The organism is Micromonospora sp. II, from assembly GCF_001709195.1.
Classification (GTDB): Bacteria; Actinomycetota; Actinomycetes; order Mycobacteriales; family Micromonosporaceae; genus Micromonospora; species Micromonospora chalcea.
The window spans coordinates 236587-249090 of the sequence record NZ_LYXF01000057.1; the positions used below are offsets into that span (position 1 = coordinate 236587).

Genomic DNA, 12504 nt, shown 5'->3' on the forward strand with positions numbered 1-12504 from the left:
GTTACCCGTCGGTACGCCGAGCGGGCCCCGCCGACGGCGGCCTTCCCAACATGTTGCCCGCGCATTACATTGTCGCTTATCCATGGGAGCGCTCCCGAGGCTCCTGCGGTCACCCCACCACCACTGCCTCGCGGCAGCCGGAGCCCCGAGTGCCGTCCCCGCTCCGGCTGCCGCGCGGCGCCAGCCACAGGAGCTCGCCATGCCCCGTCCGATACCGCCGCCCGGAGGCCGGTCGCGGCTGCGCCGGTTGCTCGCCGCCGGCGCCGCGCTGGCCGTCGGCCTGGCCACGGCCGTCGCCGCTGCGCCGCCCGCGTCGGCCGTCGAGGTACCCGCCGCGCAGGCCGCGGCCACGTTCAACTACGCCGAGGCGTTGCAGAAGTCGCTGTTCTTCTACGAGGCGCAGCAGTCCGGCCCCAAGCCCTCGTGGAACCGCGTCTCCTGGCGCGGCGACTCGGCGCTCACCGACGGCGCCGACGTCGGCGTCGACCTCACCGGCGGCTGGTACGACGCCGGTGACCACGTGAAGTTCGGCTTCCCGATGGCGTTCAGCGCCACCATGCTGGCCTGGGGCGCGGTCGAGTACCGCGACGGCTACGTCGCCTCCGGGCAGCTCACCCACCTGCTGAACAACCTGCGCTTCGTCAACGACTACTTCGTCAAGGCGCACCCCGCGCCGAACGTCCTGTACGGACAGGTCGGCAAGGGCGACGACGACCACAAGTGGTGGGGCTCGGCCGAGGTGATGCCGATGGCGCGGCCCGCGTACAAGATCGACGCGAGCTGCGGCGGCGCGGACCTGGCGGGGGAGACGGCGGCCGCGATGGCCGCCTCGTCCATGGTGTTCCGCCCCACCGACGCGGCCTACGCGGACAAGCTGCTCGGCCACGCCAAGCAGCTCTACACGTTCGCCGACACGGTGCGGAAGAGCTACCACGAGTGCATCACCGACGCGACGAGCTTCTACAAGTCGTGGAGCGGTTACCAGGACGAGCTGGTCTGGGGCGCGATCTGGCTGTACCGGGCCACCGGCGACGCCACCTACCTGGCCAAGGCCGAGAGCGAGTACGACAAGCTCGGCACCGAGCCGCAGTCCACCACCCGCTCCTACAAGTGGACCATCGCCTGGGACAACAAGCAGTTCGGCGCGTACGTGCTGCTGGCCAACCTGACCGGCAAGCAGAAGTACGCCGACGACGCCAACCGGTGGCTGGACTACTGGACGGTGGGCGTCAACGGGCAGCGGGTGCCGTACTCGCCCGGCGGGATGGCGGTGCTCGACTCCTGGGGCGCGCTGCGGTACGCCTCGAACACCGCGTTCGCCGCGCTGGTCTACAGCGACAAGACCACCGACACCACGCGCAAGGCGCGCTACCACGACTTCGCCGTCCGGCAGATCAACTACGCGCTCGGCGACAACCCGCGCAACTCCAGCTACCAGATCGGCTTCGGCACGAACTCGCCGCGCAACCCGCACCACCGCACCGCGCACGGCTCCTGGTGGGACAGCCAGACCGTGCCCACCGAGACCCGGCACGTGCTCTACGGCGCGCTGGTCGGCGGCCCGTCATCGGCAAACGACGCGTACACCGACAGCCGGTCGGACTACGTGATGAACGAGGTGGCCACCGACTACAACGCCGGCTTCACCTCCGCGCTGGCCCGGCTCGCCAACGAGTACGGCGGCAGCCCGCGCGCCGGGTTCCCGTCCGCCGAGACGCCCGACATGGACGAGATGACCGTGGAGACCACAGTCATGCAGGCCGAGCCGCGCGCCACCGGACTGAAGGCGATCATCTACAACAAGTCGGCGTTCCCGGCCCGGGCGCTGACCACCGGTAAGTTCCGGTACTTCTTCCGGCCCGACGGCACCGGACCGGTCACCGTCACCCCCGGCTACACCCAGGGCTGCCCGTCGCCGTCGACGGCGAAGCAGTTCTCCGGCGACATCTGGTACGTCGAGGTCGACTGCACCGGCTACACCATCGCGCCCGCCGGGCAGTCCCAGCACCGGATGGAGGTGCAGTTCAAGATCGGCGTGCCGGAGGGCGGCACCTGGGACCCGACCAACGACCCGTCGTACCAGGCCACCGCCGGGCCCAACCGCAAGGTGCCGCTCTACTCCGGCGGCGTACGGGTCTGGGGCGAGGAGCCCGGCCCGGTCATCCCGGACACCACCGCGCCCTCGGTGCCCGGCACCCCTGTCGCGTCCGCCATCACGTCGAGCGGGCTCACGCTGACCTGGGCCGCGTCCACCGACACCGGTGGCAGCGGGCTGGCCGGGTACGAGGTGACCCGTACCTCGGCCGGCGCCGACCCGGTCGTCACCGCCTCGACCGGCACCACCCTCACCGTGACCGGGTTGGCACCCGAGCGGACGTACCAGTTCACCGTGCGGGCGCTCGACGGCGCCGGCAACCGATCCGCGTCGTCGGCTGCGGTCAGCGTCACCACGCCGGCCGGCCCGGCGCCCGACACCACCCCGCCGACCGCGCCGGGCACTCCCACCGCCTCCGCGATCGGCCCGACCGGACTGACGCTGACCTGGGGTCCGTCCACCGACGCGGTGGGCGTCACCGGGTACCGCGTCTACCGGGGCGGGAACGTCCTGGTCGGCACCGCCACCGGCACCACGCTGGCGGTGACCGGGCTGACCGCCTCCACCACGTACACCTTCACGGTGGTGGCGGTGGACGCGGCCGGAAACGTCTCACCCGCCTCGCCCGGCGTCACGGTGACCACCACCGCGCCGCCGGCCGGCGGCACCTGCGCGGTGACCTGGACGGCGAACTCCTGGGACACCGGGTTCACCGCGAACATCACCGTCGCCAACACCGGCACCACGGCGATCAACGGCTGGACGCTGGCGTTCACGTTCGGCAACACCGGGCAGAAGGTCGGGCAGGCCTGGTCGGCGAACGTGACCCAGACGGGCACGGCGGTGACCGCGACGAACCTGTCGTACAACGGGACGCTGGCGCCCGGGGCGTCGACGAGCTTCGGTTTCAACGGCACCCACACCGGCTCGAACCCGAGGCCGGCGACCTTCACGCTCAACGGGACCGCCTGCACGGTCTCCTGACCGTCGACGTGGCGTGGCCGGTACCGCACCCCGTGTGACCGGCCACGCCGCACCCGGCCCCGCGCGGCCAAAAACGTTCCGAAACTTTTCCGAAACACCATTGTCCCCACCGATGCGTGGTGGAAGCATCGACGAAGCTAGATACCCCAACCGAAACGTCCAGTCGTCCCGCCCCGACGGCCTGGGTGTTGGCCAGTAAGGAGGCCAAGATGGCAATGAGCCCATCCGCTCATCGCGGCGGGAGTCGGCGACGGCGATCACCAGCCGTCCGAGCGCTGCTCGCCGGCGCGGTCAGCGCCGTGACGGTGGCCGCCGTCGCGGTGATGATGCCGGCGGCGAACGCCGCCGCGAGCACGCTCGGCGCGGCCGCCGCGCAGTCGGGCCGCTACTTCGGCACCGCCATCGCGGCGGGCCGGCTCGGCGACTCGACGTACAGCACGATCGCGGCGCGTGAGTTCAACATGATCACCGCCGAGAACGAGATGAAGCCGGACGCGACGCAGCCCCAGCGCGGTCAGTTCAACTTCAACTCGGGCGACCAGATCTACAACTGGGCGACCCAGCGGGGCCTGAAGGTCCGGGGCCACACGCTGGCGTGGCACGCGCAGCAGCCGGGCTGGATGCAGAGCCTGAACGGCAGCAACCTGCGTCAGGCGATGATCGACCACATCAACGGCGTGATGGCCCACTACCGGGGCAAGCTGGCCGCGTGGGACGTGGTGAACGAGGCGTTCAACGAGGACGGCAGCCGCCGCAGCTCCAACCTGCAGGGCACCGGCAACGACTGGATCGAGGTGGCGTTCCGCACCGCGCGGGCGGCCGATCCGTCGACGAAGCTGTGCTACAACGACTACAACATCGAGAACTGGTCGTACGGCAAGACGCAGGGTGTGTACAACATGATCCGGGACTTCAAGTCCCGGGGTGTGCCGATCGACTGCGTGGGTCTGCAGACCCACTTCACCGGTGGTAGCTCGTTGCCGGGCAACTTCCAGACCACGCTGCAGAACTTCGCCGCGCTGGGTGTGGACGTGGCGCTGACCGAGGTCGACGTCACCAACTCCTCGACCAGCCAGTACGCCGGTCTGACGCAGGCGTGCATCAACGTGCCGCGCTGCATCGGCATCACGGTGTGGGGCGTGCGGGACAGCGACTCGTGGCGCTCGAACGAGAGCCCGCTGCTGTTCGACGGCGGAGGCAACAAGAAGGCCGCGTACAACTCGGTCCTCAACGCGCTCAACGCGGCCGCCCCGACCTCCGGGCCGACCACGACCCCGACCACGACCCCGACCACGGCACCGCCGCCGAGCGGCGGCGCCGGCCGGATCGTCGGCGTGCAGTCGGGCCGGTGCATCGACGTGCCGAACGCCACCCAGACGAACGGCACCCGGGTGCAGCTCTACGACTGCAACGGTCAGTCGAACCAGCAGTGGACGTACACCTCCAGCAAGCAGCTGATGGTCTACGGCACCAAGTGCCTCGACGCGAACGGCGCGGCCACCGCCAACGGCACCGGAATCATCATCTGGGACTGCAACGGCCAGTCCAACCAGCAGTGGAACATCAACTCCAACGGCACCATCAGCGGCGTGCAGTCCGGTCGCTGCCTGGACGTCTGGGGCACCGGCAACGGCCAGCAGGTCCAGTTGTACGACTGCCACGGACAGACCAACCAGCAGTGGCGGACCGACTTCGGTGGCGGCACCTCGCCGTCCCCGACCACGCCGCCGCCAACCACGACGCCCCCGCCGGGCGGCTGCTCGCTCCCGTCGACCTACCGGTGGTCGTCGACCGGCGCGCTGGCGAACCCGCAGAACGGCTGGGTCTCGCTCAAGGACTTCACAAACGTCGTCCACAACGGCAAGCACCTGGTCTACGGGTCGTACGTCAACAGCAGCGGCCAGTACAGCTCGATGAACTTCACCCCGTTCACCAACTGGTCCGACATGGCCTCGGCCGGCCAGAACGGGATGAGCCAGGGCACCGTGGCGCCCACGCTGCTGTACTTCGCGCCGAAGAACATCTGGGTGCTGGCGTACCAGTGGGGACCGACCTCGTTCAGCTACAAGACGTCGAGCGACCCGACCAACGCCAACGGCTGGTCCTCGGCGCAGACGCTGTCCACCGCCACCCTGCCGGACGCCCCGTACGGCGTCATCGACCAGACCCTGATCGGTGACGACCAGAACATGTACCTGTTCTTCGCCGGGGACAACGGCAAGATCTACCGGTCGAGCATGCCGCTCGGGAACTTCCCGGGCAGCTTCGGCTCGAGCTACACGACGATCATGTCGGACTCGACGAACAACCTGTTCGAGGGCGTCGAGGTCTACAAGGTGGCGGGCCAGAACCAGTACCTGATGATCGTCGAGGCGATCGGAAGCCAGGGACGCTACTTCCGGTCGTTCACGTCCAACAGCCTGAGCGGCTCGTGGACCCCGCAGGCCGCCACCGAGAGCAACCCGTTCGCCGGCAAGGCCAACAGCGGCGCGACCTGGACCAACGACATCAGCCACGGTGACCTGGTCCGCAACAACCCCGACCAGACCAAGACCATCGACCCCTGCAACCTGCAGTTCCTGTACCAGGGCAAGAACCCCAGTGCGGGCGGCGACTACAACCTGCTGCCGTGGCGGCCGGGTGTGCTGACCCTCCAGCGCTGACACCGTCACACAGTTACCGGAGAGCGTGCCCGGCACCCGCGTGGTGCCGGGCACGCCCGTCCGTCAGCTCAGCCGGCCAGGTCCTCGGCCAGCAGATCCATCAGCAGCGCGTCGTGCCAGCGCCCGTCCGCCCCGCGCTCGTAGCGGCGCATGATGCCCACCGGACGGAACCCCACCTTCGCGTACGCGCGGATCGCCGCCGTGTTCGCCGCCGCCGGGTCGATGGTGAACCGGTGGTGGCCGTACTCGTCGATCAGGTGCCGGACCAGCGTGCGGATCGCGTCGCCGCCCAGCCCGGAGCCGCGTACCGCCGGGTCGAGGAAGACATCCAGGCTGGCGTGGCGGTAGTCCGGGTCGGTCTCGGCGTACCACTGGATCGCCCCGACCAGCCGGCCGTCGTGCTCGACCGCGTAGATCGTCACCGCGTCGTCGGCCAGGTCGGCCCGGACCGACTCGGCCAGATCGTCCCCGCCGCGCCACCAGCGGCGCACCTCAGGGGTGGCCCGGATCGCGGCCAGCGCGGGCACGTCGGCGTCGGTCACTGGCCGCAGCGTCACCGCCCGCCCCCGCAGCACGCCTCAGCCCCGCCGCTCGCCGTGCTCGACGCAGACCGCCGACCAGCCGGCCGGTACGACCTGCACCTTCATCCGCCGCCGGCAGGACGCGCACCAGCGCGGCGGCTCCCACGCCCGGGCCGCCTCGCACGCCGGATGCGGCCCGGCCGCCACCGACTCGCCGCACCTGTCGCACCACAGCGCCGCGGGCGCGGCCGGGGCGGGGGAAAGATCGGTCACCGCTGCCTCACAGGGTCGCCGAGAGCGCCTTCACCGGCATCTTCAGGTCTTCCAGCAGCTTCAGGTCGGCGTTGGCCGGGCGACCCAGCGTGGTCAGGTAGTTGCCGACGATCACCGCGTTGATGCCGCCCAGCAGACCGTCGCGGGTGCCCAGGTCACCGAGGGTCAGCTCGCGGCCGCCCGCGTACCGCAGGATGGTGCGCGGCATGGCCAGCCGGAACGCGGCGATGGCGCGCAGCGCGTCCTTGCCCTCCACCACCGGACGGTCACCGAGCGGCGTGCCCGGCCGCGGGTTGAGGAAGTTCAGCGGCACCTCGTGCGGGTCCAGCTCGGCGAGCTGCGCGGCGAACTCGGCCCGCTGCTGGACCGTCTCGCCGAGGCCGAGGATGCCGCCGCAGCAGACCTCCATGCCCGACTCGCGGACCATCCGCAGCGTCTCCCAGCGTTCCTCCCACGAGTGCGTGGTGACCACGTTCGGGAAGTAGGAGCGGCAGGTCTCCAGGTTGTGGTTGTAGCGGTGCACGCCCATCTCGACCAGCTCGTCGACCTGCTCCTGGGTGAGCATGCCGAGCGACGCGGCGACCTGGATGTCGACAGCGGCGCGGATGGCCGCGACGCCCTCACGCATCTGCTTCATCAGCCGGGCGTCCGGACCGCGCACGGCGGCCACGATGCAGAACTCGGTCGCCCCGGTCGCGGCGGTCTGCTTCGCGGCCTCGACCAGCGCCGGGATGTCCAGCCAGACCGACCGGACCGGCGAGGTGAACAGGCCGGACTGCGAGCAGAAGTGGCAGTCCTCCGGGCAGCCGCCGGTCTTCAGCGAGACGATGCCCTCGACCTCGACCTCCGGACCGCACCAGCGCATCCGGACCTCGTGCGCGAGCTGGAGGGCGGCGGGCAGGTGTTCGTCGGGAAGGTTCAGCACCGCGAGGACACCGGCCTCGTCGAGGCCGACACCGTTGCCCAGCACCCGCTCCCGGGCCTGGTCGAGGATCTCTGGCATGGCTCGTAACCTAACAGGCCACCGAGGGGCCGGGAAACCGCCGCCAGCAGCCCCGGCGAGCCGGGACCGCGCCACGCCGGAGCCCTCGGGACGGGTGGTAACTTCGCCCCGCGGAAGCGCCCGGCGGGGCGGTGGTCGGCGGGAGGGGACGGCACGGTGGCGGACTGGCTGGCGGCCCTGGACCGCCGCGCCGAGCTGCGGGCCCGGGCGGGACTGACCCGCACGCTGCGTCCCCGGGCCGCCGACGACGCGGTGGTCGACCTGGCCGGCAACGACTACCTCGGCCTGGCCACCCACCCGGAGGTCACCGCCGCCGCCGCGGAGGCCCTGTCCGCGTACGGGCTGGGCGCCACCGGGTCACGCCTGGTGCGCGGCTCCACCGACGCCCACCACGCGCTGGAGGACGACCTGGCCGACTGGCTCGGCGTCGACCGGGCGCTGGTGTTCTCCTCCGGCTACCTGGCCAACCTCGCCGCCGTTCGGGGACTGACGCAGCCGCGTACGCTGCTCGTCTCCGACGCCCACAACCACGCCTCGCTGATCGACGGTTGCCGGATCTCCGGCGCCGAGACGCTGGTGACGCCGCACGCGGACGTCGCAGCGGTGGCCGCGGCGCTGGCCGCCGCGCCGGGCCGCCCGGCCGTGGTGGTGACCGAGTCGGTCTTCTCCGTCGACGGCGACCTGGCCCCGCTCGCGGAGCTGCACGAGGTGGCCCGCCGCCACGGCGCGCTGCTGCTCGTCGACGACGCGCACGCGCTCGGCGTCACCGGCCCGGCCGGGGCCGGCGGGGTGGCCGCCGCCGGGCTGGCCGGCGCGCCGGACGTGGTGGTCACCGCGACGCTGTCCAAGGCGCTCGGCGGGGCCGGCGGCGTGGTCGCCGGGCCGGCCGAGTTCGTCCGCCACCTGGTGGAGACCGGCCGCACGTTCATCTTCGACACCGCGCCGCCGCCCGCCGTGGTGGCCGGGGTACGCGCCGCGGTGCGCCTGGCCCGCGACGGCGACGCGCTGCGCGCCGAGCTGGCCGACCGGGTCGCGACGGCGGTGCGCCGGCTCGGCGAGGCCGGGCTGTCCGTGTCCGCCCCCGACGGCGCGGTGATCTCGGTGACCGCGCCCGGACCGGAGGCGGCGACCGCCTGGGCCGCCGCCTGCCGGGAACGGGGCGTGGCGGTCGGCTGCTTCCGTCCGCCGTCCACACCGGACAGCCGCTCCCGGCTGCGGCTCACGGTCAGCGCCGGGGTGGACCGGGCCGGCTTCGACCGGGCCCTGGACGTGATCGTGGAGTGTGCGCCATGAGCCTCGGCGACGCCTGGACCGGGCCGGTGCTGGTGACCGGCACCGACACCGAGATCGGCAAGACGGTGGTGACCGCCGCCGTCGCCGCCGCCGCGCAGGCCGCCGGGCTGCGGGTCGCCGTGGTCAAGCCCGGCCAGACCGGTACGGCCACCGGCGAGCCCGGCGACGTCGACTCGGTGACCCGGCTGGCCGCCCCGCTCACCGGCCGGACGCTCGCCAGCTATCCCGACCCGCTCGCGCCGCTGGCCGCGGCCCGGGTGGCGGACCTGCCGCCGCTGGAGCTGTACAACGCCGTCGACGCGATCCGCGAGGAGGCGGACAAGCACGACCTGGTGCTGATCGAGGGCGCGGGCGGGCTGCTCGTACCGATGGGGTTGCGCCCGTCCGGCGAGCCGTGGACGGTGGCCGACCTCGCGGTGTCGCTCGGCGCGCCTGCGGTGGTGGTGGCGCGGGCCGGGCTCGGCACGCTCAACCACACCGCGCTGACGCTGGAGGCGCTGGAGAGGCGGGCCGTACCGGCCGGCGTGGTGATCGGCGCCTGGCCGGCCGAACCGGAGCTGGTGCACTGGCTCAACCTGTCCGAGCTGGTGCCGAACCTGCTCGGCGCGGTACCGGCCGGCGCGGGCGGGATGGACCCCGGTGTGTTCCGCCGGTCCGCTCCCGGGTGGCTCACCCCCGCCCTGTACGGCGTGCTCGACGACTGGCGCGCCTGGGCCGAGGAGTAAGGAAGGGCCCCTTATTAACGCCTCCGGTAGAGGAAGGGCCCCCTGTTAACACACGCAGGGCTCAGGCACGGCGGACCACGAACGCGTCGGGCATCCGGAACGTGAGGTTGTCCGGGCACCAGGGTGGACGGACCACAGTCACGTCGTCCAGCAGCGCGACGGCCTCGGCGACCACCACCGCCGCCTCCATCCGGGCCAGCTGCGCGCCGACGCAGCGGTGCGGCCCGGCGCCGAACGCCAGGTGCCGCCGCGAGCCGGGCTGCCCGGGACGGAACTCACCCGGCGCGCCGACCACCGACGGGTCGCGGCCGGCGCGGGCCAGCCAGGCCACCACGCTGGTGCCCGCCGCCACCGGCAGCTCGCCGAGCGTGGTGTCGACCGCCGCCACCCGCCGCCACGTGACGATCGGCGGCTCCAGCCGCAGCCCCTCCTCGACCACGTCGTCCACGGCGACCGTGCCCGCGCGCAGGCCGGCCCGTACCGCCGGTTCGCCGGACAGCCGGTGCAGCAGCAGGGTCAGGAACTGCGAGGTGGTCTCCTGGCCGGCGACCAGCAGGAAGAACAGCGCGCCGACGACCACGTCGGGGGAGTGCCCGGCGTCGCGCAGCCGCGCGGCGAGCCCGCCCCCGGTGGCGGCGAACTCGCGCAGCACGGTGTGGAACCGGCCCACCTCGGCGGCCAGCGCGAGCTGCCGGGCGGAGTCCAGCGGCGCCCAGAACAGCTCCAGCGCCGCCCGGGCGAAGTCCTTCACCGCGCCGACCGGCGCGTCCGGCAGCTCGACCAGCCGGGCCAGCACCAGCAGCGGCAGGTCGGCGGCGAGGCCCGCGTACAGGTCGACCGGGCGGCCCGCGTCCAGCGTCGCTGCCAGCCCGGCCACCCGCTCCCGGACCAGCCCGGTCAGCCATTGGCGCTGGGCGGCCACCCGGTGCGGGTGCAGCGCGTCGGCGACGATGCCGCGGATCTCCGGGTGGCTGGCGCCGCCGTTGTTCGCCAGCGTCGGCGGCAGCCGGAACCGGTGCCCGGCGAGCACCCGCAGCGCGGCCACCGGGATCGGCGTGACCGCGTCGAGCGCGTTGTCCGGCCGGAACGTCACCGGATCGGTGAGCACCCGGCGGACGAGCGCGTGCCGGGTCACCACCAGGTGCGGCACGCCGACGTGGTCGACAACTGTGGCCGCGTCGGGCCACTGTTCGTCGACGGACTCCCCCCAGCCCCGGAACAGCACGCGGTAACGCTAGCGGCGGGCGCCGGGCGGGTTCGGGTCCAGCTCCCACACGGTGGTGTGCTTCACCCGTACGCTCTCCAGCGCCTCGGACACCGGCACGTCGTACGCGGCCAGCTCGTGGAAGCGCTCGCGGGGCAGGAACGCCCGGCCCGGGTCGCCCACCAGCACCCGGACGCCGGCGCGGGCGGCCCGGAGCAGGAAGCGCAGCATCCGGCGGGCCATCGCCTCGCTGTAGAAGACGTCCCCGGCCAGCACCACCTCGGCGTCGCCCGCGTCGGTGTCGAGGATGTCGCCGAGTTCGGCGTCGACGCGTACCCCGTTGGCCTCGGCATTGAGCGCGACGGCCGCGACGGCCCGCTCGTCCACCTCGACCGCCCGGACGGCGGCCGCGCCGGCGCGGGCGGCGGCGATGGCGACCAGGCCGGAGCCGGAGGCCAGGTCGAGCACCCGGCGGCCGGCGACCACCTCGGGGTGGTCGGTGACGTAGCGGGCCAGGCCCTGCCCGCCGGCCCAGGCGAACGCCCAGAACGGCGGCGGCTGGGCGCTGCGGAACTCGCCCTCGGTCAGCTCCCACAGGCCGATCGGCTCGTCGGCCTGGTGCAGGCGCACCTCGGGTACGAACGCCACGGGGGCGAGGCGGGCGTGCAGCCGGACGAACGCGGCGGACAGCTCGGACACCGGAGAATTGTGTCCCACCCGCCGGCCGGGCCCGATCCCGGGCGTGTCGCGGCGGGGCCGTGACCGGTTCACCACGTTCGGTGAAATGGCCCCCGTGTTGTGGCGTTGGATGCGAACACGCCCGTCTACCGGCGTGCCCGGCGCGCTCCTAGCGTTGCCTGTGGACACGACCGAGGGTGAGGAGGCGTGGTGAGCGGGTGGCGGCACACGCTACGGATCGGACTGGTGCTGACCTTCGTGGCCGGGACCGGGTACGGGGGAGCCCTGCCCGCGCGGGCGGCGGCGGCCTTCTCCACCGAGTTGAGCGGTCTGCCGGACGAGTTCACCGCCGGGAACCGGGTGGAGACGCTGTCCGCCGTGGTGTCCCGCTCCGACGGGGGCGGCTGTGTCAAGGTGCGCTGGTCGATGTTGGTGCGGGTGCAGGGCCTGCGGCTGGACCAGCTCAAGGTGGACCGGGTGGAGGACAGCGGGTCGTTCCCGCTGGAGATCCGCACCGAGGGGGACACCGCCCGGCTCACCGACCGGCAACTCGACCCGGGTGTGCTCTGCCCGGGCCGGACCGTGACCGCCCGCTACCGGGTGGCGTTCGCCGAGGACGTCGCGCGCGGCCGGGTGAGTTTCGCCGCCGAGGCGTACGACCCGCAGTTGCGGCTGCTGGCCCGGCGGACCGCCTCACGTGAGGTGGTGGGGGAGGAGGCTTCGCCGACCCCGGCGCCCACCAGCGCGGAGCCCTCGGAGACGCCGAGCGAGGAGCCACCCACCGACGACCCGGTGACCGACGAGCCGACCGACGCGGCAGTGGTGGAGCCGCCGCCGCCCGGTGGTGTGGCCGGACGCCCGGTCGCGGACAGCGGCGGCTTCGGCCTCGTGCAGGCCGCTTTCCTGCTCGGCGGGCTGCTGCTGTTCCTCGGCGCCGGGTTGCTGCTGCGGATGCGCCGCCTGCTGCGCCCGGCCGCCGTCACCGAACCGGAAACCCTGCCACCGCCCTTCGAGCGCCCCCGCCCGACCTGGCCCTGACCGGCGGACCCGCCCGCGCGGGCCGGG

10 protein-coding genes are annotated in these 12504 nt (G+C 72.9%); 5 read left to right on the plus strand and 5 right to left on the minus strand.

The features are described 5' to 3' along the window. Positions 1-199: 199 nt before the first annotated feature. Both A8711_RS24375 and A8711_RS24380 read left to right on the plus strand, forming a co-directional pair. A complete protein-coding gene (locus tag A8711_RS24375) occupies positions 200-3079 on the plus strand; it encodes a glycoside hydrolase family 9 protein (RefSeq protein ID WP_069089405.1) in 2880 nt (959 codons plus the stop codon). Between the two features lie 209 nt (positions 3080-3288). Beyond that, on the plus strand, positions 3289-5742 hold the full coding sequence (locus tag A8711_RS24380) for a non-reducing end alpha-L-arabinofuranosidase family hydrolase (RefSeq protein ID WP_069089406.1): 2454 nt from the start codon (positions 3289-3291) through the stop codon (positions 5740-5742). 68 nt (positions 5743-5810) lie between these two features. On the opposite strand, the gene A8711_RS24385 is transcribed toward A8711_RS24380, so the two are convergent. The 3 genes from A8711_RS24385 to bioB are packed head-to-tail and all read right to left on the minus strand — an operon-like array spanning position 5811 to position 7539. Then, the gene (locus tag A8711_RS24385) at positions 5811-6317 is read right to left on the minus strand and encodes a GNAT family N-acetyltransferase (protein ID WP_043325589.1); all 507 of its coding nucleotides are present in this window, start codon (positions 6315-6317) and stop codon (positions 5811-5813) included. A 3-nt stretch (positions 6318-6320) separates the two neighbouring features. Beyond that, entirely contained in the window at positions 6321-6536 is a 216-nt protein-coding gene (locus A8711_RS24390; protein WP_069089407.1) for a hypothetical protein, read from the minus strand. 7 nt (positions 6537-6543) lie between these two features. Then, a complete protein-coding gene (gene bioB, locus A8711_RS24395; protein WP_069089408.1) occupies positions 6544-7539 on the minus strand; it encodes a biotin synthase BioB in 996 nt (331 codons plus the stop codon). A gap of 156 nt (positions 7540-7695) precedes the next feature. Between bioB and A8711_RS24400 the strand changes: the two genes are divergently transcribed. After that, on the plus strand, positions 7696-8832 hold the full coding sequence (locus A8711_RS24400; protein WP_069089409.1) for an 8-amino-7-oxononanoate synthase: 1137 nt from the start codon (positions 7696-7698) through the stop codon (positions 8830-8832). Continuing rightward, entirely contained in the window at positions 8829-9557 is a 729-nt protein-coding gene (gene bioD / locus A8711_RS24405) for a dethiobiotin synthase (protein ID WP_069089410.1), read from the plus strand. Before A8711_RS24400 ends, bioD begins: the two co-directional genes overlap by 4 nt. 61 nt (positions 9558-9618) lie before the next feature. Here bioD and A8711_RS24410 read toward each other — a convergent pair whose 3' ends face one another. Both A8711_RS24410 and A8711_RS24415 read right to left on the minus strand, forming a co-directional pair. Then, positions 9619-10782 carry a cytochrome P450 gene (locus A8711_RS24410; RefSeq protein ID WP_069089411.1) on the minus strand — a complete coding sequence of 388 codons (1164 nt, stop codon included), beginning with the start codon at positions 10780-10782 and terminating at the stop codon, positions 9619-9621. A 9-nt stretch (positions 10783-10791) separates the two neighbouring features. Beyond that, entirely contained in the window at positions 10792-11460 is a 669-nt protein-coding gene (locus A8711_RS24415) for a methyltransferase (protein ID WP_069089412.1), read from the minus strand. Between the two features lie 189 nt (positions 11461-11649). On the opposite strand from A8711_RS24415, the gene A8711_RS24420 reads away from it, so the two are divergent. Next, positions 11650-12477 (plus strand): hypothetical protein, encoded by an 828-nt coding sequence (locus A8711_RS24420; protein ID WP_043330513.1) that lies wholly within the window; start codon positions 11650-11652, stop codon positions 12475-12477. Positions 12478-12504: the final 27 nt, after the last annotated feature.

What these genes read in the sequence shown, in the direction of transcription:
- A8711_RS24375 (WP_069089405.1), top strand. Translation starts at nt 200, where the DNA reads ATGCCCCGTCCGATACCGCCGCCCGGAGGCCGGTCGCGGCTGCGCCGG.
- bioD (WP_069089410.1), top strand. Translation starts at nt 8,829, where the DNA reads ATGAGCCTCGGCGACGCCTGGACCGGGCCGGTGCTGGTGACCGGCACC.
- bioB (WP_069089408.1), bottom strand. Translation starts at nt 7,539, where the DNA reads ATGCCAGAGATCCTCGACCAGGCCCGGGAGCGGGTGCTGGGCAACGGT.
- A8711_RS24380 (WP_069089406.1), top strand. Translation starts at nt 3,289, where the DNA reads ATGGCAATGAGCCCATCCGCTCATCGCGGCGGGAGTCGGCGACGGCGA.